Source organism: Kocuria cellulosilytica (assembly GCF_040981245.1).
Taxonomy (GTDB): Bacteria; Actinomycetota; Actinomycetes; order Actinomycetales; family Micrococcaceae; genus Kocuria; species Kocuria cellulosilytica.
The window spans coordinates 40,455-62,814 of record NZ_JAVFWZ010000008.1; the positions used below are offsets into that span (position 1 = coordinate 40,455).

At 73.4% G+C, this 22,360-nt stretch carries 20 protein-coding genes; 13 read left to right on the top strand and 7 right to left on the bottom strand.

Annotated features, from left to right (window positions below; genetic code table 11):
- Positions 1-62: 62 nt before the first annotated feature.
- Both RCG67_RS12415 and RCG67_RS12420 read right to left on the bottom strand, forming a co-directional pair.
- Positions 63-1,034 (bottom strand): hypothetical protein, encoded by a 972-nt coding sequence (locus RCG67_RS12415; protein ID WP_368826633.1) that lies wholly within the window; start codon positions 1,032-1,034, stop codon positions 63-65.
- 180 nt (positions 1,035-1,214) lie between these two features.
- Positions 1,215-1,829 (bottom strand): PadR family transcriptional regulator, encoded by a 615-nt coding sequence (locus RCG67_RS12420; protein WP_368826634.1) that lies wholly within the window; start codon positions 1,827-1,829, stop codon positions 1,215-1,217.
- A gap of 177 nt (positions 1,830-2,006) precedes the next feature.
- Here RCG67_RS12420 and RCG67_RS12425 point away from each other — a divergent pair, with 177 nt between their 5' ends.
- Genes RCG67_RS12425 through RCG67_RS12435 form a run of 3 tightly spaced genes read left to right on the top strand, consistent with a single transcriptional unit; the run spans position 2,007 to position 5,509 of the window.
- The gene (locus RCG67_RS12425; RefSeq protein WP_368826636.1) at positions 2,007-3,122 is read left to right on the top strand and encodes an aromatic ring-hydroxylating dioxygenase subunit alpha; all 1,116 of its coding nucleotides are present in this window, start codon (positions 2,007-2,009) and stop codon (positions 3,120-3,122) included.
- 10 nt (positions 3,123-3,132) lie between these two features.
- Entirely contained in the window at positions 3,133-4,137 is a 1,005-nt protein-coding gene (locus RCG67_RS12430; protein ID WP_368826637.1) for a PDR/VanB family oxidoreductase, read from the top strand.
- Positions 4,138-4,147: 10 nt separating this feature from the next.
- Positions 4,148-5,509: an MFS transporter gene (locus RCG67_RS12435; RefSeq protein ID WP_368826639.1), complete on the top strand. Its 1,362-nt coding sequence runs from the start codon at positions 4,148-4,150 to the stop codon at positions 5,507-5,509.
- Between the two features lie 14 nt (positions 5,510-5,523).
- On the opposite strand, the gene RCG67_RS12440 is transcribed toward RCG67_RS12435, so the two are convergent.
- Positions 5,524-6,456, bottom strand: coding sequence for a hypothetical protein (locus tag RCG67_RS12440; protein ID WP_368826641.1), 933 nt, complete (start codon positions 6,454-6,456; stop codon positions 5,524-5,526).
- Positions 6,457-6,463: 7 nt separating this feature from the next.
- Positions 6,464-6,961, bottom strand: a complete 498-nt coding sequence (locus tag RCG67_RS12445; RefSeq protein ID WP_368826642.1) for a DUF427 domain-containing protein — start codon at positions 6,959-6,961, stop codon at positions 6,464-6,466.
- A 147-nt stretch (positions 6,962-7,108) separates the two neighbouring features.
- Here RCG67_RS12445 and RCG67_RS12450 point away from each other — a divergent pair, with 147 nt between their 5' ends.
- From RCG67_RS12450 to RCG67_RS12460, 3 genes are all read left to right on the top strand, one after another.
- Positions 7,109-8,164, top strand: coding sequence for a YeeE/YedE family protein (locus tag RCG67_RS12450; RefSeq protein WP_368826644.1), 1,056 nt, complete (start codon positions 7,109-7,111; stop codon positions 8,162-8,164).
- 35 nt (positions 8,165-8,199) lie between these two features.
- Complete coding sequence (locus RCG67_RS12455) at positions 8,200-8,427, top strand: sulfurtransferase TusA family protein (protein ID WP_058874103.1); 228 nt, start codon at positions 8,200-8,202, stop codon at positions 8,425-8,427.
- A 196-nt stretch (positions 8,428-8,623) separates the two neighbouring features.
- Entirely contained in the window at positions 8,624-10,057 is a 1,434-nt protein-coding gene (locus RCG67_RS12460) for an aminobutyraldehyde dehydrogenase (protein WP_368826646.1), read from the top strand.
- Positions 10,058-10,119: 62 nt separating this feature from the next.
- Here the strand turns inward: RCG67_RS12460 and RCG67_RS12465 are convergent, their stop codons facing one another.
- Positions 10,120-10,803 carry a TetR/AcrR family transcriptional regulator gene (locus tag RCG67_RS12465; protein ID WP_368826648.1) on the bottom strand — a complete coding sequence of 228 codons (684 nt, stop codon included), beginning with the start codon at positions 10,801-10,803 and terminating at the stop codon, positions 10,120-10,122.
- A 144-nt stretch (positions 10,804-10,947) separates the two neighbouring features.
- Between RCG67_RS12465 and RCG67_RS12470 the strand changes: the two genes are divergently transcribed.
- From RCG67_RS12470 to RCG67_RS12485, 4 genes are all read left to right on the top strand, one after another.
- A complete protein-coding gene (locus RCG67_RS12470; protein ID WP_368826650.1) occupies positions 10,948-11,679 on the top strand; it encodes a mycothiol-dependent nitroreductase Rv2466c family protein in 732 nt (243 codons plus the stop codon).
- Between the two features lie 101 nt (positions 11,680-11,780).
- A complete protein-coding gene (locus tag RCG67_RS12475; protein ID WP_368826651.1) occupies positions 11,781-13,232 on the top strand; it encodes a flavin monoamine oxidase family protein in 1,452 nt (483 codons plus the stop codon).
- Positions 13,229-14,104, top strand: a complete 876-nt coding sequence (locus tag RCG67_RS12480) for a universal stress protein (protein ID WP_368826652.1) — start codon at positions 13,229-13,231, stop codon at positions 14,102-14,104. Before RCG67_RS12475 ends, RCG67_RS12480 begins: the two co-directional genes overlap by 4 nt.
- Positions 14,101-15,621, top strand: coding sequence for an APC family permease (locus RCG67_RS12485; RefSeq protein ID WP_368826654.1), 1,521 nt, complete (start codon positions 14,101-14,103; stop codon positions 15,619-15,621). The genes RCG67_RS12480 and RCG67_RS12485 overlap by 4 nt, the downstream gene beginning before the upstream one ends.
- A gap of 91 nt (positions 15,622-15,712) precedes the next feature.
- Here the strand turns inward: RCG67_RS12485 and RCG67_RS12490 are convergent, their stop codons facing one another.
- Complete coding sequence (locus RCG67_RS12490; protein ID WP_368826656.1) at positions 15,713-17,692, bottom strand: M13 family metallopeptidase; 1,980 nt, start codon at positions 17,690-17,692, stop codon at positions 15,713-15,715.
- A 136-nt stretch (positions 17,693-17,828) separates the two neighbouring features.
- Positions 17,829-18,686, bottom strand: coding sequence for a transporter substrate-binding domain-containing protein (locus RCG67_RS12495; RefSeq protein WP_368826657.1), 858 nt, complete (start codon positions 18,684-18,686; stop codon positions 17,829-17,831).
- Positions 18,687-18,962: 276 nt separating this feature from the next.
- Between RCG67_RS12495 and RCG67_RS12500 the strand changes: the two genes are divergently transcribed.
- From RCG67_RS12500 to RCG67_RS12510, 3 genes are all read left to right on the top strand, one after another.
- A complete protein-coding gene (locus RCG67_RS12500; protein WP_368826658.1) occupies positions 18,963-19,340 on the top strand; it encodes an RNA-binding S4 domain-containing protein in 378 nt (125 codons plus the stop codon).
- 129 nt (positions 19,341-19,469) lie between these two features.
- On the top strand, positions 19,470-20,927 hold the full coding sequence (locus RCG67_RS12505; RefSeq protein ID WP_368826659.1) for a benzaldehyde dehydrogenase: 1,458 nt from the start codon (positions 19,470-19,472) through the stop codon (positions 20,925-20,927).
- Positions 20,928-20,978: 51 nt separating this feature from the next.
- Complete coding sequence (locus tag RCG67_RS12510; RefSeq protein ID WP_368826660.1) at positions 20,979-22,331, top strand: MATE family efflux transporter; 1,353 nt, start codon at positions 20,979-20,981, stop codon at positions 22,329-22,331.
- Positions 22,332-22,360 lie beyond the last annotated feature (29 nt).

Genomic DNA, 22,360 nt, shown 5'->3' on the forward strand with positions numbered 1-22,360 from the left:
TCCGGCGGGCTGCCGGGCCGCCCGTCCTCATCGTAGGCGCGAGGATCCCGGACCGGCAGGGCTCACTGGTAGGAGACGAACCAGGGCTGCGGCTCGATCGCGGACGTCTCCTCCGGCGTGAAGGTGGGCGTGTCCTCGTCGTAGAAGTTCTTCCACGCCATCCGGATCCCCTCCGGCAGGCCCTGCTGCAGCCGCTCCCACGTCCCCATCTTCAGCTCGGGGGTGCCGTGGCCGTCGGCGTGCAGGACCAGGGCGAGCTCCGGGCGGGAGGCGTCCACGAGGTGGCGGTTCGTGATCATCGACTCCGCGAACTGGTGCAGGACCACCACCTTCTGCGGCAGGTCGTGCTCCCGGGTCAGCTCGGCGAGCCACGCCGTGGTCGCGTTGATCTCCGCCGCGTCCACCGAGCCGATCTGCACCATGTGCACCTGTCCGGGGGCGAGCCGCCACTCGGGGTCCAGGGCCAGTCCGACGTTGGGCAGCTCGAGCAGCTCCTCGTACTGCTGCGCCTGGCTCAGGAAGTCCTGATGACCCGGCTGGAGGTCCAGCACCACGTAGACGTCCTGCTCCGCGGCGGCCTCCACGTACGGGCGCAGCTCCTCGACCGGGGTCTCCTCGGAGTAGTCCCCGTCCTCCCCGGGCCCCGCGGACGCCGTGGTCGCGATGATCTCGAACGCGGGGACCACCGGCACCTCGCTGAAGGGCTCGTACTGGGCGGCGAGCTCCTTCGCCCGGGCGGCGGACTCCTCGGGGCCCTGTTCGCCGAGCACGCCCAGGGCCGGCGTCCCGGGCCGGCCGTAGAGGGCCACCATCCGCCGGTCGGGGAACACCTCGGTGCCCCCGCCGATCAGCTCCGCGGGCTCCTCCGGCGTGGGCGTGGGGGTGGGGGTGGGGGACGGAGTGGCCGACGACGGCGACGCGCTCGCCGCCGGTGCCGCCGCCGAGCCGGGGTCGGCGCCCTGGGCGCAGCCGGTCAGGAGGAGGGCGGCGCACAGGGCCGGGACGAGCGGGCGGGGCGGCGACGAGCGGGTCATGGTCTGTCCTGGGGGCCGGAAGCGGGGGTCCGTCCAGCCTACGCACCGCACGGCGTGCCCGGCGGGAACGGGGCCGGACGCGGCCCGCGCCGCGTTCCGGGGCGCGTTCCAGGGCGCACCGCGGGGCGGCCCGGACCGCGCCGGCCCGGCCGGCCGGGGTCCGGCGAGGCCCGCCGGGGCTCACGGGATGCCGGGTCCCTCCGGTGCGCCCAGCTCGCCCAGTTCCGCGAGCAGCTCCAGGCCGCGCTCGGCCCAGGCGATCTCCTGGTCGGCACGGGCCACCTGGCCCTCGTAGGCGAAGATCTTGAACCGGGTGATCCGCTCCCACTGGTCCTCGGGGTTCACGGCCAGCCGGCGTGCCAGTGTGGGGCTCGTGCGGTCCCGGAGCGCCCCGATCTGCTGGAGGGCCTGCGCGCGCTGGTCCCGGTAGTGCTCGATGTGGGCGCGCAGCTGCGCGGCCGCCGCGCCGGGGGGCGCCCACTCGAAGTAAGCGGCCCGGAGGTGGGCGGGGTCCCGCTCCCGGACGTAGCCGAGCGGCTGCTCCTGCCACAGCCGCAGGGCGCGCTCGCCCTCGGGCGTGATGGAGTACTCCGTCTTGGTGGCCCCGCGCGAGCCCCACGGGACGGGCCGGCTCGCGAGCAGCCCCTCCGCGTGCATCTTGCGCAGCTCCGGGTAGATCTGCGAGTCGGGGGCGTGCCACACGTGGCCCACGGAGGAGCTGAACTGCTTGACCACGTCGTAGCCCGTCAGCGGCCCCGAGGAGAGCAGTGCCAGCAGGGCCGAGCGGAGGCTCACGGGCGTTCCTTTCCGTCGAAGCAGAGCGTCGTCCTGCAGAGCCTAGCGGGGACGGGTGCGCCGTGACCCTTGTCACTCACTATCGACATAGGTATTGTGTGTTCCGCGCCACCAACTATCTATGGAGATAGTGAGTGGACCGTGCTCTCCCCGGACCGCCCAGCAGAGGACCGCGCCATGACCGTCGCCGCCACGAAGACCACTTCCACCGCCAAGCTGCTCTCCCACCCGCTCGACGCCTGGTACGTGGCCGGGTGGGACCACGAGATCACCGGCAGGGGCATCCTCTCCCGCACGGTCGCGGGCCGTCCGCTGGCCCTGTACCGCACCGAGGACGGGCGCCCGGTGGCCCTGGCGGATGCCTGCTGGCACCGGCTGGCCCCGCTGTCCCAGGGGAAGCTGGTGGGCCGCGACGAGATCCAGTGCCCGTACCACGGGCTGCGCTACAACGCCGCGGGCCGGTGCACCTCGATGCCCGCCCAGGAGACGCTGAACCCCTCCGCCACGGTGCCGTCCTACCCCGTGGTCGAGCGCCACCGCTACGTGTGGGTGTGGCTGGGCGAGCCCACGCGGGCGGATCCGGCCCTGGTGCCCGACATGCACCAGCTGGACAGCCCCGAGTGGGCCGGGGACGGGGAGACCATCCACGCCCCCTGCAACTACCAGTTGGTCCTGGACAACCTCATGGACCTCACCCACGAGGAGTTCGTGCACTCCTCCAGCATCGGCCAGGAGGAGCTCTCCGAGTCCGAGTTCGAGACCACCCACGACGAGAACTCCGTGACCGTCACCCGGTGGATGCGCAACATCGACGCCCCGCCCTTCTGGCTCAAGAACATGCGGGACAGGTTCCCGGGCTTCGAGGGCAAGGTGGACCGCTGGCAGATCATCCACTACACCTTCCCGTCCACCATCTGCATCGACGTGGGCGTCGCCGAGGCCGGCACCGGGGCCCCGGAGGGGGACCGCTCCCGCGGGGTCAACGGCTACGTGATGAACACGATCACCCCGGAGACGGACCGGTCCTGCCACTACTTCTGGGCGTTCATGCGCAACTACCGGCTGGAGAGCCAGCTCATCACCACGCAGCTGCGCAACGGGGTGCACGGGGTGTTCGGCGAGGACGAGGCCATGCTGCAGGCCCAGCAGGCGGCCATCGACGCCAACCCCGAGCACGAGTTCTACAACCTCAACATCGACATGGGCGGGATGTGGGTGCGCCGGCTCCTCGAGCGCGCGCTCGAGGCCGAGGGCCGCCCCGCCGCCGCCCCGGCCGCTCCCGCCGGGGCCTGAGGAGGCGACCGTGGCAGATTCCCAGCACGAGGTCTGGCAGAACGCGGTCGTGGTCGCCGTCGAGGACGTCGCCGCCGGCATCCGGCGCGTCGTCCTGGCCCCCGAGCAGCCCCGGCCGGTGCGGCCCGGCGAGCACGTGGACGTCCGCGTCCTCGTCCACGGCGAGCAGCAGGTGCGCTCCTACTCCGTGGTCGACGCCGACGACGACGGCGCGCAGCTGGCCCTGAGCGTGTTCCGCACCCCCGCCTCCCGCGGCGGCTCGATCTTCATGCACGAGCTCCGGCCCGGGCAGGTCCTGGAGATCACCCAGCCGCTGCAGAACTTCCCGCTGCGCGTCGGGGCCCCCTCCTACGTCCTGCTGGCCGGCGGCATCGGCATCACGGCCGTCGCCGGGATGGCCGCGCTGCTGCGCCGGCTCGGGGCGGACTACCGCCTCGTCTACGTGGCCCGCTCCCGGGCCGCGATGGCCTATCTCGACGAGCTCGCCGACCTGCACGGGGACCGGCTCGAGGCCCACGTCGACGACGAGGGCGGTTCGCTCGACGTGCCGGCCCTGGTGGCCGGGGTCCCGGAGGACGCCGAGCTCTACATGTGCGGCCCGATCCGGCTCATGGACGCGGTGCGCCGGTCCTGGGCCGAGCGCGGGCTCGACCGGACCGGCCTGCGCTACGAGACCTTCGGCAACAGCGGCTGGTTCGCCGCCGAGCCGTTCGTGGTGCGCGTCCCGCGGCTGGGCGCCGAGGCCGTCGTCGGCTCCGACGAGTCCCTGCTCGAGGCCCTCGAGCGGGAGGGCCTCGACATGATGTCCGACTGCCGCAAGGGCGAGTGCGGGCTGTGCCAGGTCAAGGTCCTCGGGCTGGCCGGGCGGATCGACCACCGCGACGTGTTCTACTCCGACCGTCAGAAGGAGGCCGGCACGTCCCTGTGCTGCTGCGTCTCGCGGGTGGTCTCCGCCGCGCCGGAGACCGGTCCCGGCGAGCGCCCGGCCGCCGTCCTCACCATCGACGTCCCCTGAGAGGCTCCCCATGGACATCCGACACCAGATCGACGCATCCAGGATGTCGTCGTACCAGTGGCTCATCATCGCGGTGACCACGTTCCTCAACGCCCTCGACGGCTACGACGTCCTCGCCATGGCCTTCACGGCCACGTCCGTGACCGAGGAGTTCGGGCTCTCCGGCTCCCAGCTGGGCTGGCTGCTCAGCGCGGGGCTCATCGGCATGGCCGCGGGCTCCCTCGTGCTCGGGCCCTTCGCGGACCGGTACGGCCGGCGGAAGATCCTCGTCGTGGCCCTCGCCGTCAACGCCCTCGGCCTGTTCCTGTCCACCACGGCCGGGACCGTGCTCGAGCTCGGGCTGTGGCGGGTCGTCACGGGCCTGGGCGTGGGCGGCATCCTCGCCTCCGCGACGGTCATCACCAGCGAGTACGCCAGCGCGCGCCGCCGCGGCATGGCGGTCAGCATCTTCACCGCGGGCTACGGCGTGGGCGCCACCCTCGGCGGCATGGGCGCGACCCAGCTGATCCCCGCCTTCGGCTGGCGCTCCGTGTTCCTCACCGGCGGCCTGCTCACCCTCGTGGCGATCGCGCTGGTGCTGGCCGTGCTGCCCGAGTCCGTCGACTACCTCCGCACCCGGCGGCCGGCGGGCGCCCTGCAGAAGCTGGACCGCATCGCCCGGCGCATCCGCCTCGACGGCGAGGTCGAGCTGGGCCCGGCCCCGGCCGGCGCGGACGGGCGGCACAGCAGCGTCGGCATGCTGCTCAGCGGCCGCTACCGCACCGCGACCCTCCTGCTGTGGGCCGCCTTCTTCGTCATCATGTTCGGCTTCTACTTCGCCAACTCCTGGACGCCCCGGCTCCTCGTGGAGACCGGGATGACCGAGCAGCAGGGGATCGTCGGCGGGCTCATGCTCACGATGGGCGGCACCTTCGGGTCCCTGCTCTACGGGGCGCTGACCACCAGGTGGGACGAGCGGCTGACGCTGATGGCCTTCACCGTGCTCTCCGCGGTGACCCTCGTCCTGTTCATCACCACCACGTCGGTGCCGCTGCTGGCGTTCTCGTCCGGCGTGGTGGTCGGCATGCTCATCAACGGCTGCATCGCCGGGCTCTACACCGTGGCCCCCATGACCTATGAGCCCGGGATCCGGACCACCGGGGTGGGCTGGGGCATCGGGGTCGGCCGGGCCGGCGCGATCCTGGCCCCCATCGCGGTCGGCGCGCTGCTGGACACCGGCTGGACGCCCGTCCAGCTCTACGTGGGGGTGGCGGTGGTCGTGGCCCTCGCGGCCCTGGCCCTCGTGCGGCTGCGTCCCTGGGAGGAGCCGGGCGAGGAGCCGGTGGCCGGCCGGCCGGGGCGGCGGAGCACGCCGTCCTCCTCGGCCGGCTGACGCCGGCCGAGGGCTCACCACCCCGCGAGATCCCCGCAGCCCTGCTCGTGGGGCAGCAGCGGCCGGAGGGCCACCGACCAGCGCTCGCCGTCCTCGGACAGCCAGGGGGTCTGCGTGTCGGCCGATCCGGCGGCGTCCAGGACGGCCCGGGCCTGCTCGCCCGTGGCGGCCACGCAGCTCAGCCCCAGCCGCGGCTCGAGCGGCTCGCCGGGCAGCGGGGGCCCCGGCCACGGCACCGGGCGGGGCTCCTGACCGCCCTGCGGATCCCGCCACTCGGTGACCACCCCGGCGACCGCCTCCGGGGCCCAGACCTCCTGCGCGCCGACGGCGTCCTCCGGCAGCACCGAGGCCGGGTCGCCCAGCTCCTCGACGAGCGCCTGCAGCTCGGCCCGTGCGGCCCGCTGCGCCGGGGTCAGGGCGCCGTCCGTGCTCCCGGGGCGGTCCCCGGCCGGCGGGCCGGGCGGCGTCTCGGCGCCCAGGGCGTACACCTCCCGCACGTAGGTCCGCTCCGCCGTCCGCACCGTGAAGCGGGTCGAGGGGAGGTCGGCCACGGGTGGCCGGCCGAGGTCCGCGGACCCGTCGACCCCCGCCCGGAGCGCGTGCTCGACCAGCACCGCCACGGCGTCCTCGTCGACGTGCTGGACCTGCAGGGCGGGAAGGGCCGGCGGCGGGAAGACCTGGATCTGCGGGCCCGGGGTGATGACCCGGCCGTCGGCGTGGACGCTGACCAGCGGCAGCCGGGCGGCCAGCAGCTCCGGGGTGGTGAAGCCCCCGGTGTGGGCCACCTCGATCACCTGACCTTCCGCGGGGGTCGCCGGCGCCGATCGCGCGCCCGCGGTCGCCGTCCCCGGGGCCGTGGCGGCGGCCCCGGCGGGATCCCGCTGCGCGCACGCGGTGGTCAGGAGCAGGGCGGTCAGCAGGAGCGCGGGCCACGGGGCGCGGGGCATCGCGGGTTCACCAGCCCCGGCTGCCGGGAGCGCCCTTGAACGGGCCGGCCACCCGCGAGGTGATCCAGCCCCCGTAGAACCCGCCCTCCTGCGGGCGCACCTGCTCCCCGGCCACGAGGCACCGGTCCATGAGCCCGGGCATCAGGGCCACGTGCCCGCGCAGGGCCTCGAAGCCCGGAGCGGGGCAGGGGTAGGTCCAGGCCGCCCGGGGGGCCGTGCGGTCCCCGCCCCGCACGTCGAAGTACGCCGCCGCGCCCTTCCACTCGCACCACGAGCTCCCCTCGCACGCACGCAGGCTGCCCTCGGCGAAGGCCTCGCGGGGCAGGTAGTAGGTGGGCGGGTGGCTGGTCTCGAGCACCCGCAGCGCGGCCGTGGTCGAGGCGACGCGCTCGCCGCCCAGCCACACCTCCACGTGCTCCGCGCTGGGCTCCGTCCGGGGCGGTCTCGGATAGTCCCACACGGACTCCTGGCCGGGGCCGGGGATGTCGGGCCGGGGTCGTCCCATCGGTGCTCCGTCCACGACGCCCGCCCGCGGGCACCGGGCCGGCCGGTGCCCGCCGAGGACGTCACAATGCGCTGAGTGCTGGGTCACTATGCTACGGCGCATGACGGCGCACTGGAGTGCTTTCTGCGGGAATCATAAGGTTCTCGGGTGCTCATCTCAGGTCTTCTCATCGGTGCCGCCCTCGGGTTCGTCCTCCAGCGCGGCCGCTTCTGCGTCACCGGCGCGTTCCGCGACGTCTGGATCGCCAGGAACACGTGGTGGCTGTCCGCCTTCTTCGTGGCCATCGCCGTCCAGGCGGTCGGCATCTGGGTGCTGAACGCCCTCGGCGTCATCACCCTCGAGGCCTCCGCCTTCCCGTGGCTGGCCACGGTCGTCGGCGGCTTCGTCTTCGGCTTCGGCATCGTGCTCGCCGGCGGCTGCGCCACCGGCACGTACTACCGCACGTCCGAGGGCCTCGTCGGCTCCTGGTTCGCGCTCATCTTCTACGCCCTGTTCGCGGCCGTCTCCAAGTACGGCCCGCTGGCCGGGACCACCGAGGCCGTGCGCGGTGTCACGGTCGGGACCCAGGGCTCGATCCACGAGACGCTCGGGATCTCCCCGTGGGTGCTCGTGCTGGCCCTCGTCGGCATCGCCGCCGTGTGGGCCCGCCACCACCTCACCAAGCCGCGGGCCAGGTTCGCGACCCTCCCGCCGGAGAAGACCGGCCTGAACCACCTGCTGTTCGAGAAGGCGTGGAACCCGTTCGCCACCGCGCTGGTCATCGGCGTCATCGCGATCATCGCCTGGCCCGCCAGCTGGGCCACCGGCCGCGAGTCCGGCCTCGGCATCACCACCCCGTCCGCCAACATCGCGAGCTACCTCACCACGGGCGACGTCGAGCTCGTCGACTGGGGCGTGTTCCTGGTCCTCGGCATCCTGATCGGCTCGTTCGTCGCGGCCAAGGGCTCGGGCGAGTTCAAGCTCCGCGTCCCCGACGCGCCGACGATCGTGCGCTCCATCGGCGGCGGCGCCCTCATGGGCGTCGGCGCGGCGTGGGCCGGCGGGTGCACCATCGGCAACGCCCTGGTCGCCACCGCCGCCTTCGAGTGGCAGGGCTGGGTGAGCTTCGCCGTCATGATCCTCGGCACCGGGGTGGCCGCCAAGATCTTCATCGCCCCCCGCAAGAAGTCCGCCGCCCCGGGCCGCGTCCCGGCCGGCGTCTGATCCGCACCGACCCCCAGCCCCAGGAGGCACCACTGATGGCACAGCACATCCTCGAGACCGACGGCCTCGTCTGCCCGTTCCCCGTGGTCGAGGCGAAGGCCGCGATGGCCGGGATGCCCGCCGGCGACGAGCTCGTCATCAACTTCGACTGCACGCAGGGCACCGAGGCCATTCCCCGCTGGGCGGCCGAGAACGGCTACCCGGTCACGGAGTTCAGCAAGCGCGGTGCGGCCGAGTGGTCGATCACCGTGCAGAAGGCCTGATCCCCCGCGAGATCCCTGACAGCGGCGGATCCCCGCGACCGAGCTTCCTCGGCCGCGGGGGTCCGCCGCTGTCGGTCGCGCCCGTCGCGCCCCACCTGCCACCACGGTGCTGCCGGTCACGCCGGACCCTTCTAAAATGAACCCTCGTCATTTAGAGTGGCAGGCACCGCGCACTCGCCCGCAGAGAGGAACCACCATGAGCGACGTCCTGCAGAACTACGTCGACGGCGCCTTCGTCGACGCCCACGGCACCGGCCGGATCGACGTCGTCGACCCCACCACCGGCTCGACGGTCGCCGTCTCCCCGGTCTCGGACGCCACGGACGTGGACGCGGCCTTCGCCGCCGCGCGGAGGGCGTTCCGGACCTGGAAGCGCACCACCCCGAGCGAGCGCCAGCTCCTGCTGCTTCGGCTCGCGGACGCGCTCGAGGCCCACAGCGCCGAGCTCGTCGACGCCCAGCACCGCAACACCGGCCAGCCCCGCCGGATGATCGCGGACGAGGAGGTCGGCGCCGGCGCCGACAACCTGCGCTTCTTCGCCGGCGCGGCCCGCACCCTCGAGGGCAAGGCCGCGGCGGAATACATGAGCGAGCACACCTCCTACGTGCGGCGCGAGCCGGTCGGCGTCGTGGCGCAGGTGACCCCCTGGAACTACCCGCTGCTCATGGCGATCTGGAAGCTCGGCCCCGCGCTGGCCGCCGGCAACACCGTGGTCCTCAAGCCCTCGGACACCACCCCGGAGTCCACCCTGGTCCTCGCCCGGCTCATCGACGGGATCTTCCCCGCCGGCGTGGTGAACGTCCTCCTGGGGGACGGCTCCACGGGGGCGCTCATGACCGCCCACCGCACGCCCTCCATGGTCTCCATCACCGGCTCCGTGCGCGCCGGTCGCGCCGTGGCCCTGGCCGCGGCGCAGAACCTCACGTGCGGCCACCTCGAGCTGGGCGGGAAAGCGCCCGCTGTCGTGTTCGCGGACGCCGACCTGCCCGCCGCGGCCAAGGCCCTCGTGGAGTTCGGCACCTTCAACGCCGGCCAGGACTGCACCGCGGTGACCCGCATCCTGGTCCAGGACAGCGCCCACGACGAGTTCGTGCGCCTGCTCGCCGCGGCCGCCCGGGACACCGTGACGGGGGACCCGGACGAGTCGAAGAACTTCTACGGCCCCCTCAACAACGCCCACCACTTCGAGGACGTCTGCCGCAAGCTCGCCGACCTCCCCGAGCACGCGACCGTGGTCACCGGCGGGAAGCCGGTCGAGGGCGCCCCCGGCTATTTCTTCGAGCCCACCGTGGTGTCCGGGGTGCACCAGGACGACGCCCTCGTCCAGGAGGAGACCTTCGGCCCGGTGCTCACCGTGCAGCCGTTCGCCACGGAGGAGGAGGCGCTCGAGCTGGCCAACGACGTCGACTACGCCCTGGCCTCGAGCGTGTGGACCACCGACCACGGCACGGCCATGCGGGTCTCCCGCGAGCTCGAGTTCGGGTGCGTGTGGGTCAACACCCACGTCATGCTGATCTCCGAGATGCCGCACGGCGGGTTCAAGAACTCCGGCTACGGCAAGGACCTCTCGCTCTACTCGGTCGAGGAGTACACCCAGGTCAAGCACGTCATGCACGCCCTGGACGCCTGAGCCGGGCCGCCGCGCGGCGCCGCCGGCGGCCCGGTCCCCGCGGGCTGCTCCCCGCCGGCCGCTCAGCCCGGTGCGGGGGCCCCATCCTGAACGGCCGCCAGGCGCATCCGGAAGCCGTCCAGCATGGCGGTGAGGGCCACGTCGAACGCCTCGTCCGCCGCCGCGGCGGCGTCGGCCGGCCGTGCCCGCACGGCGTCGGCGAACACGGGGGCGAGGTCCGAGCGCTCCCCGGGGTCGAAGATGTCGGCGGGCGCCGTGGCGTCGTAGGCGGCGCCGAAGACCAGGGACTCGATCGAGACGATCACGTCCGCGATGCCGGCCCCCTCCCAGCCCGCGTCCGCGAGGCCGCGGGCCACGGTCTCGTACATCTGCAGGGTGTGCGGGGAGTTCGCGACCGGCAGCACGGCCATGATCGGGATCATGGCCGTGTGCTGGGCGTAGCAGTCCCGGTACGACCGTGCCCAGCGCTCGAGGGCCTCGTCCCACGGGACGGCGCCGAACGCGGAGCGGTCGATCCCCTGGTTGATCCGGTCCTGCACCCGGATCAGCACGTCCCGCTTCGACGGCGTGTGGTTGTACAGGGCCGAGGTGGAGACCTTCAGCTCCTGCGCCAGCTCCGTCATCGTCAGGTGCTGGTAGCCCCGGGTGGCCACGATCTTGATCGCGGCCTTGGTGATCCGCTCCTCGGAGAGCACGGGCTTGCTCGGGCGCCCGCGTCGGCGCGGGGTGGTGCCGGCGGCAGCCATGAGCAGATCCTCCTGTGGTCGGTGCTGCGGGCCCCGGGGCGAGGGATCCGGGCCGCGGCGTCGGGCGGTCACCTCCGAGTCTAGGGCGGCGGCCCGACGCCCGTGTCCTTGACCGCCGCCCCGCCGGCTCCTAGCATCTGCCCGATGAGCAGCGCCGACATCCACTTCTACTTCGATCCGACGTGCCCCTTCGCGTGGCTGACCAGCTCGTGGGTCCGCACGGTGACGGCCCGCCGGGAGTACCGGGTGGACTGGCGGTTCATCTCCCTGCGCCTGCTCAACGAGCACGTGGACTACGACGCGTGGTTCCCGCCGGAGTACGAGGAGTCCCACACGGCGGGGCTGCGCCTGCTGCGCGTGGCCGCGCGGACCCGTGCGGAGCACGGGCGCGCAGCCGTCGGCCGGCTGTACGAGGGTCTCGGGGCCCGGATCTTCGACGCCGATCCCGTGCCCGGCACCGAGGGGGCGGGGCACGGCCACCGCGGCACCCGTGCCTTCCTCGAGCCGGTGCTGACCGCCACGGGGCTCCCGGTGGAGCTCGCCGACGCCCTCGAGGACCGGTCGTGGGACGCGGTGGTCCGGGCGGAGACGGAGGAGGCCCTGGCGCTCACCGGCCGGGACGTCGGGACCCCCATCATCCACTTCGAGCCGCCGGAGGGCGTGGCCTTCTTCGGTCCCGTCATCAGCCGTCTGCCGGCCGAGGAGGACGCGGTGGAGCTGTGGGACCACGTGGTGGCCCTCGCCCGGTTCCCCGGCTTCGCCGAGCTCAAGCGCAGCCTCCGGGAGCAGCCGCGGCTGCGGGGCCTCGGCGCCGCGCCGGACGCGCCCGGGATCGAGGAGGACTGGCACGCCGGGAGCCGCCGGACCAAGAAGTAGGCGGCCCCGCCGCCGGGTGAATTCCTCGCCGCAGGTCTTGACGGACCGCTGTGCGCACGCGCTTAATGAAACGAGTTCATTTTAGCGTGAAGGAGAGCACAGTGACCGATCAACGCACCCTGGGCAGCCGGACGGCGATCGAGCGCGACGTCGTCGTCGTCGGCGCCGGCCCCGCCGGACTGATGGCGGCCCGCCGCCTGGCCGCCGCCGGGAGGTCCGTGGCCGTCCTCGAGGCCCGTGACCGCGTGGGCGGACGGACCTGGTCGAAGACCGTGGACGGGGCGTTCCTGGAGGTCGGGGGGCAGTGGATCTCCCCGGACCAGACCGAGCTGCTGGCGCTGGTGGACGAGCTCGGCATGCAGACCTACCAGCGCTACCGCGAGGGCGAGTCCGTCTACCTGGCCCCGGACGGCACCCGCCACACCTACACCGGCTCGATGTTCCCGGCGGGGGAGTCCACGACCGCCGAGATGGCGAAGCTCGTCGCGCTCCTGGACGGGCTGGTCGAGCAGATCGGCGCCGCCGAGCCGTGGGCGCACCCGGCGGCCCGGGAGCTGGACACCGTCTCCTTCCACCACTGGCTGCGGCAGCACTCCGACGACGAGGCCGCCTGCAACAACATCGGGATCTTCGTGGCCGGCGGGATGCTCACCAAGCCGGCGCACGCGTTCTCCACGCTGCAGGCCGTGCTCATGGCCGCCTCCGCCGGGTCCTTCTCGAACCTCGTGGACGAGGACTTCATCCTCGACCGGCGCGTGGTCGGGGGCATGCAGTCCGTCTCCGAGGCCGTGGCCGCCGAGCTCGGGCCCGACGTCGTGTTCCTCGACACCCCGGTGCGCACCATCCGGTGGGCCGGGAACGACGGGACCTACGCCGAGCACGTCCCCGGCACCCCCGTCACCGTCTGGTCCGACCGGCTCACCGTGGTCGCCCGCGACGTGGTCGTGGCCGTGCCCCCGAACCTCTACTCCCGGATCTCCTTCGAGCCGCCCCTGCCGCGGCTGCAGCACCAGATGCACCAGCACCAGTCCCTGGGCCTCGTGATCAAGGTGCACGCCGTCTACGAGACGCCCTTCTGGCGGGACAAGGGCCTCTCCGGCACCGGCTTCGGCGCCCACGAGCTGTCCCAGGAGGTCTACGACAACACCAACCACGGGGACCCCCGCGGCACCCTGGTCGGCTTCGTCTCGGACGAGAAGGCCGACGAGGTCTTCCGCCTGCCCGCCGAGGAGCGCCGGCGGCTGGTCCTCGAGTCCCTCGCCCGCTACCTCGGGGAGGAGGCCCTGCACCCGGTGGTCTACTACGAGTCGGACTTCGGCTCCGAGGAGTGGACCCGCGGCGCCTACGCCGCCAGCTACGACCTCGGCGGGCTGCACCGCTACGGCGCTCACCAGCGCACCCCCGTGGGCCCGATCCGCTGGGCCTGCTCCGACCTCGCCGCCGAGGGCTACCAGCACGTCGACGGCGCCCTGCGCCAGGGCCGGCTCGCCGCCGCCGAGATCCTCGGCGCCGGCACCGCGCCCGTCGCCGCGATGCAGGGAGCCGGGCGGTGACCGGCGACCGGCCAGGGCGCTGCGTCGTCGGCTACAACGGGGACCGGCCCAGCAAGGACGCCGTCCGGCTCGCGGGGGCGATGGCCCGGGCCTTCGGGGCCGAGCTGGAGATCGTGCTCGTGCTGCGCGCGGACAGCCCCTACCAGCAGGTCTACCCGCCGGTCGGGGACATCGCCCCGGTCGTGCGGCACCAGGCCCGCACGTGGCTCGAGGAGGCCGCGCAGCTCGTGCCGGAGGGCGTCACGGTCCGCACGCACCTGCGGGAGGACGGCTCCGCCGCCGCGGGCCTCCTCCGGGCCGCCGAGGAGCTCGGCGCGCAGCTGATCGTGGTGGGCTCCGGCACCGGGGCGGGACGCTTCTCGGCCGGGCCCGTGGTCAGCGCCCTGCTGCACAGCTCGCCCGTGCCCGTGGCCCTCGCCCCGCGCCGGTATTCCGGGGACGTCCCGCTCACCCGGCTCTCCGCCGCCGTGGGCACCCGCCCCGGCGCCCACCAGGTCATCCGGGAGGCCGTCCGGGCGGTCGAGCACTCCGGGCTCGAGCTGGAGCTGATCTCCTTCCTCGAGGGCGAGGCCGCGGACCCGGGCGCGGCCGAGCAGGTCCGCCGGCGGGTCGAGGAGCACCTCGAGGCCGCGGCGGACGAGGTCCGCCGCCACCGGCCCGTGAGCGTGCGGGTCGCCACCGGGCGCACCCTCAAGAAGGCCGCGCAGGACGTCGACTGGTCTCCCGGCGGCCTCCTGCTCATCGGTTCGTCCCGCCTGGCCCAGGGGCGGCAGACCTTCCTGGGCACCACCGCAGCACGGCTGCTCAAGCACATCCCGGTGCCGATGGTCGTCGTGCCGCGCCCGGACCGCACCGAGGAGGACGCGTCATGAGCACATCCGACATCGAGGCGCCGGCGCGCACCGGCACCGACAAGGGACTCAGCAAGGGCGCCGTGGGGCTGCTCGGCTCCGTGGTCATCGGCGTCTCCTGCATCGCCCCGGCCTACACCCTCTCCGCGGCCCTGGGGCCCACCGCCGCGGAGATCGGCACCTCCCTGCCGGCCATCTTCCTCGTGGGCTTCCTCCCCATGCTGCTCGTGGCCCTCGGCTACCAGCAGCTCAACCGGGCCATGCCGGACTCGGGCACCACCTTCACGTGGGGCTCCAAGGCCTTCGGGCCGTGGTTGGGCTGGATGGGCGGCTGGGGCCTGCTGGCCGCCACCATCCTGGTGCTCTCCAACCTCGCGGGCGTGGCCGTGGACTTCCTCTACCTGGCCCTCGCCCAGCTCACCGGCAACGCCGCCATCGCGGAGCTCACGCGCAACGTGCCCGTCAACGTGGCCACGTGCCTCGTGTTCGTGGCCCTGGCCGCCTGGATCTCCTACCGCGGGATGGAGACCACCAAGGCGTTCCAGTACGTGCTCGTGGCGTTCCAGGCGGTCGTGCTCCTGTGGTTCTCGTTCGCCGCCTTCGGCCACGTGGCCGCCGGCACCGCCTACGAGGGGCTGACCGTGCGCGCCGAGTGGTTCAATCCGTTCGGCGTCGAGTCCTTCTCCGCGTTCGCGGCGGGCGTGTCCCTGTCCGTGTTCGTCTACTGGGGCTGGGACGTGGTGCTCACCATCAACGAGGAGACCAAGGGGGCCGCCACCACCCCGGGCAAGGCCGCCGTGACCACCATCTTCGTGATCGTCGCCCTCTACCTGACCATCGCCCTCGCGGTGCTCACGTTCTCCGGGGTCTCCGACCAGGGGCTGGGCATGGGCAACGAGGAGATCCAGGAGAACATCTTCGCGGCACTCGCGGGCCCCGTGATGGGTCCCTTCGCGATCCTGATGTCCCTCGCGGTGCTGTCCTCCTCGGCGGCCTCCCTGCAGTCCACGTTCGTCTCCCCGGCCCGCACGATGCTGGCCATGGGCTACTACGGTGCGCTGCCGCCGGAGTTCGCGCGGGTCACCCCGCGGTACCAGACCCCGGGCTACGCGACGGTCGCGGCGGCCGTGATCTCCGCGGGCTTCTACGCCGTGATGCGCGTGGTCTCGGAGAACGTCCTCTGGGACACCATCACCACCCTCGGCATGATGGTCTGCTTCTACTACGGGGTCACCGCCCTGGCCTGCGTCTGGTACTTCCGGCGCGAGGCCTTCCGGGGCGCGAAGAACGTGGTCACCAAGTTCCTCGCGCCGCTGCTCGGCGGGATCCTGCTGCTGGTGTTCTTCGGGCAGACCGCCTACGACTCGATGGACCCGGAGTACGGCTCCGGCTCGCAGATCGGCGGCGTGGGCCTCGTGTTCCTCCTGGGCGTGGGCATCCTGCTGCTCGGCGTCGCGATGATGCTCGTGCAGTACCGGCGCAATCCTGCGTTCTTCCGGGAGCGCTTCGAGACCACCGAGCTGCCCGTCCTGGACTGACTCCCCGCCCCGCGAGATGGCAGCTGACGGCCACCGTGGCCGCTCCGCTCGCCGTCGGCTGCCATCTCGCGCAAGGGGGAGGGGAGGAGGGTCACCAGATGTTCACGCGGTCCTCCGGGGGCAGCCACAGGCCGTCCCCGGGCCGGGTGCCGAAGGTGTCGTGGAACGCGAACATGTTCTGCACCACCCGGTTGCAGCGGAACTCGTCCGGGGCGTGCGGATCGGTGGCCAGCCGGTTGACCAGCTCCTGCTCCCGGGCGCTCGAGCGCCACAGCGCCGCGTAGGCGTAGAAGAAGCGCTCCGCACCGGTCAGCCCGTCGAGCACCGGCGCGCTGTCCTGGTCCAGGCCCCGCTCGGCCAGGGACATCCGGTAGGCCACCAGCGCGATCTCCAGCCCGCCGAGGTCCCCGATGTTCTCGCCCACCGTGAAGGCCCCGCTGACGTGGTGCCGCTCCGGGTCCAGCCCGCGCGGCGTGCAGCCGTCGTACTGGGCCACGAGCGCGGCGGTGCGCCGGGCGAACTCCGCGCGGTCCTCGTCGGTCCACCAGTTCTCCAGGTGGCCCCGGGAATCGTACTTGGCGCCCTGGTCGTCGAACCCGTGGCCGATCTCGTGGCCGATCACGGAGCCGATCGCCCCGTAGTTCACGGCGTCGTCGGCCTCGATGTCGAAGAACGGCGGCTGCAGGATCCCCGCCGGGAAGACCACCTCGTTGAGCACGGGGTGGAAGTAGGCGTTGACCCAGTGGGGGTAGAGGAACCACTCGCCGCGGTCCACGGGGGTGCCCATCCTCCCGACCGTGCGGTCGTGCTCCAGCGCCAGCCCCGCCCGGACGTTGCCCAGCAGGTCCGCCGGATCCGGCTGCAGGGAGGAGTAGTCCCGCCAGGACCCGGGATAGCCGACCTTGACCGTGAACGTGGACAGCTTCTCCAGGGCGCGGGCCCGGGTGGCCTCCGACATCCACTCCAGCCGGGAGATCCGCTCCCGGTACGCGGCCAGCAGGTGCGCCACGAGCTGCTCCACCCGGGCCTTGTGCGCCGGCGGGAACCAGCGGGCCACGTAGTCGCGCGCCACGTCGTCGCCCAGGACCCGGGTGACCAGGTACTCGGCCCGCTTCCACCGCTCGCGGGGGCGGGTGATCCCCGACAGGGCGGTGCTGTAGAAGCGGAAGTTCTCCTCGACGAAGGCCCGGGGCAGGAACGGGGCGCGCTTGGACACGATCCGCCACGACTGCCAGATCCGGATCTGCTCCTCCGACCACTCCTGCCACAGCAGGCCCAGCCGCGCCGTGAAGGAGGGCTGGCGCACGATGACCCGGTCGAAGACCCCCGCGCCGCGCTCCGGGGCGGTGCCCTCGAGCCACGCCGTCCACGGGAAGCCCGGCGCCATGGCCTCCAGGCCGGGCAGGTCCACGGGGTTGTACATCTCCTCGACGTCGCGCGCCGAGACGGTGTCCCAGTGGGCGGCGGCGAGCTGCGTCTCCATGGCGAGCACGGTCGCCGCGGCGTCCCGGGCGGGCACGCCCCAGCGCGCCGGCAGGTCCGCCAGCTCCAGCATCGCCGCGACGTGGGCCGTGAACGCCGTGCGCAGCCGTTCGTGCAGCGGGTCCGTGTAGTAGCTGTCCGCGGGCAGGGACAGCCCGTCCTGGCGGAGGAAGAAGGAGTAGCGGGACGAGTCCCGGGAGTCGTTCTCCACGAAGAAGGACAGCGGCCCGTCCACGCCGGTGCGGTGCAGGGCGGCCGAGGCGCGGGCGAGCCCCTCCTTGCCCCGGGCGGCGTCGAGCACCGCGAGGTCCGGGGCCAGGGCGGCCCGCCCGCGGCGCTCGATCTCGTCCTCGTCGAGGAAGGAGCGGTACAGCGCGCCCATCCGGGACCCGGCCGGAGCCTCCTGCACGATCTCGTGCACCCGCCGCGTGTTCAGGTCGGCGAGGATCGCGGAGGCGCCGTCGAACGCGCGGTCCGCCGGGAGCTCGTGCGCCTCGATCCAGCCGCCGTTGACGTGGCGGTACAGGTCGTCCTGGGGGCGGACCCCGGGGTGGACGTGCTGCAGCTCGAGGCCGGAGACGGTGGTCACGGGAGCTTCCCCTGTCGTCGTGGCGGGGCGGCGCGGTCCGCCTCGCCCCAGCCTACGGACGACGGCGCCGTGGCCCGCTCCGCGCGGGCCACGGCGTCCGTGGCGCTCGTCACACCCGTCCGGCGGATGCGGCGGATCAGCTCGCGGCCGGCTCCGGGCTCGCCGAGGAGTCCGCGCCCTCGGAGTCCGCGGTGCCCAGCCACTCGGCCTTGAGCTGGTCGAGGGTGCCGTCCTCCTCCATGGCGGCCAGCGACTCGTTCACCCGCTCCAGCAGGGCCGTGTTGCCGGTCTTCACGGCCAGGCCGAGCTGCTCGCCGGTCTCGATCTCCTCGACCAGCCGCAGCTCCGGGTTGTCCGCGATGGCGGGGCCGGTCACGGAGATGTTGCCGAGCACGGCCTTGACGTCGTCGGTGTTGAGCCCCTGGATCATCAGCGAGGAGGTCTCGTACTGGACGACGTCCGCTCCGTTGTCCCGGGCGTAGTCCTCGCCGGTGGTGGCCTGCTGCGCGCCCACGCGCTGGCCCTCGATGTCGGCCACGGACTCGATGCCGGAGTCCGGCGCCACGAGCAGGGCGAGGTTGTCCTCGAGGTAGGGGTCGGAGAAGTCCATCACCGACTCGCGCTCCTCGTTGATGGTCATGCCGGACGCGGCGAGGTCGCACTGGTCGGTGTCCAGCGCGGAGCCGGTCTCGATGGCCTCGAAGGGCGTGGTGATGACGTTCGTCTCCACACCGAGGTCCTCGGCGATCCGGTTGACCAGGTCGATGTCGAAGCCCACGGTCTCGCCGTCCTCGACGTACTCGAAGGGGGCGTAGGGGATGTCCGAGCAGACCGTGAGGGTTCCTGGGCTGATCAGACTGACCTCGCCCCCGCCCTCGCCCCCGCCCCCGCCGGAGGCCTCCTCGCCCCCTCCGGTGCTCGTGCACGCGCTCAGGGCCAGCGCGGAGACGGCCAGCACGGACAGGGTCGCTGCCCCGTGGAACCTGCTCTTCATGGATCTGTCCTTCCCTCGGGAGGTGGCCGGCCGCCGGTCCGTGCGCGGCGTCGTGCTCCGGTGCGGCCCACCGCTGAATGAGCCTCAGTGTAGGGGCTGTCCCGCCCCCCGGTGTGTCGCGCACCACTGGTCGGTAGCTAATTCCCCGAGCTCCGCTCGCGACGACGGGCGCGGCCCGCGGGAGCCGCCCGGTGCCCGGGGCCGGCACGGCTTCGGCACAATGGAGCCCATGACTCCGATCGACGACGTCCTGGGACCGGCTCCCGAGGAGGGGCGATGACGGCGGCTCCGGCGCCCGCGAGCGTGCGCGTGGACGTGTGGCTGTGGGCGGTGCGCGTGTTCAAGACCCGCTCCGCCGCGACGGCCGCGTGCCGCGCCGGGCACGTGAAGATCGACGGGACCTCGGTCAAGGCCGCCCAGCCGGTGCGGCCCGGCCAGCGGGTGGCCGTGCGCCGGCCCGGCCACGAGCAGGTCCTGGAGGTGGTGCAGCTGCTGACCAAGCGCGTCGGGGCCCCGGTGGCCGCGAAGGCGTACGTGGACCACAGCCCGCCTCCGCCCCCCGCGCTGCACGCGGCCGTCCCGCGGCGGGACCGGGGCACCGGCCGGCCCACCAAGAAGGACCGCCGGGAGATGGACCGCCTCCGGGGTCTCTGAGGGCCCCGGCGCGCCCGGCTCCGGGCCGGCTCCCAGGAAGGCGCAGAATAATCCCCACTGCACGTGTGCCGTGGGTCACCCCGCCGTCCGGTGGTCCGACCCGCGGCCGGAACCCGAGGAGTTCGACCCATGGCACTGCTGGACACATCGGTGTGGACCGGAAAGATCTACGTCAACGGGTGGCGCGACGGCCGCGGCGGCACCGAGGACGTCACGAACCCGTCGACGGACGAGACGCTGGGGCAGATCGGCTTCGCGTCCCCCGAGGACGTGTACGAGGCGGCGGAGAAGGCCGCGGCGGCCCAGAAGGAGTGGGCGGCGCTGAAGCCCTCCGAGCGCGCCGCGGTGCTGCGCCGCGCCGGTCTCCTGTTCGAGGAGCACGCCGAGGAGGTCATGGACTGGGTGGTCCGGGAGACCGGGGCGATCCAGCCCAAGGCCGGGCTGGAGGCCTCGGTCGCGGCCGCGGAGTGCTACGAATCCTCCGCGCTGCCGACCCATCCGCACGGGGAGTACCTGCCCTCCGACGCGCCGCACTGGTCGCTGTCGCGCCGGGTGCCGGCCGGGGTGGTCTCGGTCATCTCGCCGTTCAACTTCCCGCTGATCCTCTCGATCCGCTCCGTGGCCCCCGCCCTGGCCCTGGGCAACGCGGTGCTGCTCAAGCCGGACCCCCGCACCTCGGTCACGGGCGGCGCGCTCATCATGCGCGTGTTCGAGGAGGCCGGGCTGCCGCCCGGGGTCCTGCAGCTGCTGCCCGGCGGCGGCGACGTGGGGGCCGCCACGGTCGAGGCCCCGCAGGTGGACGTCGTGTCCTTCACCGGGTCCACCGCGGCGGGACGGCACGTGGGCGCCGCCGCGGCGCAGCACCTCAAGCGGGCCCACCTGGAGCTCGGCGGCAACAACGTGGTCATCGTGCTGCCGGGCGCGGACGTGGACCTGGCCGCCGGGGTCGGGGCGATGGGCTCCTTCTTCCACCAGGGCCAGATCTGCATGACCACGGGGCGTCACCTGGTGCACGAGGACCTGCACGACGAGTACGTGGACAAGCTCGCGGCGAAGGCCGAGGCGCTGGTGGTCGGGGATCCCGCCGAGGGGCCCGTCCACCTGGGCCCGATCATCGACGAGCGCCAGCTCAAGTCCATCGACGCGATCGTGCAGGAGACCGCCATCGCCGGCGCCCGGGTGGTCGCCGGCGGCTCCCACGACGGGCTGTTCTACCGGCCCACGGTGCTCGCCGACCTGACCCACGAGATGACGGCCTGGAAGGACGAGATCTTCGGCCCGGTGGCCCCCGTGATGAAGGTGTCCAGCGCCGAGGAGGCGGTGGAGTTCGCCAACGCCTCCCAGTACGGCCTCTCGGTGTCCATCATCGGGGACGTCGGCGAGGCCATGAAGATCGCCGACCGGATCCGCTCCGGCAAGATCCACATCAACGAGATGACGGTCGCCGACGAGGCCAACGCCCCCTTCGGCGGCATGGGCGCCTCGGGCACCGGCTCCCGGTTCGGCGGACCCACCGCCAACATCGACGCGTTCACCGAGACGCAGTGGATCACGATCAGCCCGGACGTCCCGCACTACCCCTTCTGAGCACCACCCCCTCCGGCCGCGGGGGCGGATGGTCGTCGGTAGCCTGGACCGGTGACCACGACCTCCCGTCCCCGCGGCCTCAACCGGCAGATCCTGGCCCTGGCGGTCCCCGCCTTCGGGGCGCTCGTGGCCGAGCCGCTGTTCCTGCTGGCGGACTCCGCCATCGTCGGCCACCTCGGCACGCCCCAGCTCGCCGGCGTGGGCGTGGCGGCGGCCGTGCTGCAGACGGTCGTGGGGCTCATGGTCTTCCTCGCCTACAGCACCACCCCGGCGGTCGCCCGGCACCTCGGCGCGGGCCGGCTCCACGAGGCCGTGGCGGTGGGCCGGGACGGGCTGTGGGTGGCCGCGGGACTCGGCCTGCTCCTGTCCGCGGCGGGCTGGGCGGCGGGCCGCCCGCTGCTGGCGCTGATGGGCGCGCGCGGCGAGGTCCTGGAGCACGCCGTCGTCTACCTGCACTGGTCCCTGCCCGGGCTCACCGCGATGCTCCTGGTGCTCGCGGCCACCGGCGTGCTCCGCGGGCTCCAGGACACCAGGACGCCGCTGCTCATCGCGGGGATCGGGGCCGCGGCCAACGCGGGGCTCAACCTCCTGCTCGTCCACGGCGCGGGCCTGGGCGTGGCCGGCGCGGCGATCGGCACGAGCGCCGTGCAGTGGGCCATGGCCCTGGCGTACCTCCGGATCCTCCGCCGGCTCGCCCGCGAGCACGGCGTGGGGTCCTCGACCACGTGGCCGCGGCTGCGCTCGCACCTCGCGGTGGGCTCCTGGCTCATGCTCCGCACCGTGTCCCTGCGGGTGGCCATCCTCGCGACCGTCCTGGTGGTCACCGGACAGGGGGCGCAGAACCTCGCGGCGCACCAGCTCGTGATGACGGTGTTCAACTTCCTGGCGTTCGCCCTGGACGCCCTCGCCATCGCCGCGCAGGCACTGCTCGGCCGGGACATGGGGGCGCGGGACGTCGGGGACCCCGCGCAGCGCCGGGCGGTCCGGGCGCTGATGAACCGGCTGGTGCTGTGGGGGCTCGGCTTCGGCGTGCTGACCGGTCTCCTCGTGGCCCTGGTCGGCACGCGACTGGGCTTCCTGCTCAGCCCCGACCCGGCGGTGCAGGCCCTCTTCGCGGCGGGGCTGCTGGTGGTGGCGGTCGGCCAGCCGCTGGCCGCCTACGTCTTCGTCCTGGACGGCGTGCTCATCGGGGCCGGGGACGCCCGCTACCTCGCGGTGGCCGGGGTGCTCAACCTCGCGGTCTACGCCCCGCTGCTGGTGCTCGTCGCGCTCCGCGCGGGGGCGGGGACCGGAGGATTCGTGTGGCTGTGGGTCGCCTACGCCGGCGGGTACCTGGGGGCCCGCGCCCTGACCCTGGGGCTGCGTGCCCGCGGCGACTCCTGGCTGCTCAGGAACGCTCGGTAACAAGCAGGGGCGCACCCGGGGGATGTGGG

What these genes read in the sequence shown, in the direction of transcription:
- RCG67_RS12415 (WP_368826633.1), bottom strand. Translation starts at nt 1,034, where the DNA reads ATGACCCGCTCGTCGCCGCCCCGCCCGCTCGTCCCGGCCCTGTGCGCC.
- RCG67_RS12425 (WP_368826636.1), top strand. Translation starts at nt 2,007, where the DNA reads ATGACCGTCGCCGCCACGAAGACCACTTCCACCGCCAAGCTGCTCTCC.
- RCG67_RS12435 (WP_368826639.1), top strand. Translation starts at nt 4,148, where the DNA reads ATGGACATCCGACACCAGATCGACGCATCCAGGATGTCGTCGTACCAG.
- RCG67_RS12440 (WP_368826641.1), bottom strand. Translation starts at nt 6,456, where the DNA reads ATGCCCCGCGCCCCGTGGCCCGCGCTCCTGCTGACCGCCCTGCTCCTG.
- RCG67_RS12445 (WP_368826642.1), bottom strand. Translation starts at nt 6,961, where the DNA reads ATGGGACGACCCCGGCCCGACATCCCCGGCCCCGGCCAGGAGTCCGTG.
- RCG67_RS12455 (WP_058874103.1), top strand. Translation starts at nt 8,200, where the DNA reads ATGGCACAGCACATCCTCGAGACCGACGGCCTCGTCTGCCCGTTCCCC.
- RCG67_RS12460 (WP_368826646.1), top strand. Translation starts at nt 8,624, where the DNA reads ATGAGCGACGTCCTGCAGAACTACGTCGACGGCGCCTTCGTCGACGCC.
- RCG67_RS12465 (WP_368826648.1), bottom strand. Translation starts at nt 10,803, where the DNA reads ATGGCTGCCGCCGGCACCACCCCGCGCCGACGCGGGCGCCCGAGCAAG.
- RCG67_RS12470 (WP_368826650.1), top strand. Translation starts at nt 10,948, where the DNA reads ATGAGCAGCGCCGACATCCACTTCTACTTCGATCCGACGTGCCCCTTC.
- RCG67_RS12485 (WP_368826654.1), top strand. Translation starts at nt 14,101, where the DNA reads ATGAGCACATCCGACATCGAGGCGCCGGCGCGCACCGGCACCGACAAG.
- RCG67_RS12495 (WP_368826657.1), bottom strand. Translation starts at nt 18,686, where the DNA reads ATGAAGAGCAGGTTCCACGGGGCAGCGACCCTGTCCGTGCTGGCCGTC.
- RCG67_RS12500 (WP_368826658.1), top strand. Translation starts at nt 18,963, where the DNA reads ATGACGGCGGCTCCGGCGCCCGCGAGCGTGCGCGTGGACGTGTGGCTG.
- RCG67_RS12505 (WP_368826659.1), top strand. Translation starts at nt 19,470, where the DNA reads ATGGCACTGCTGGACACATCGGTGTGGACCGGAAAGATCTACGTCAAC.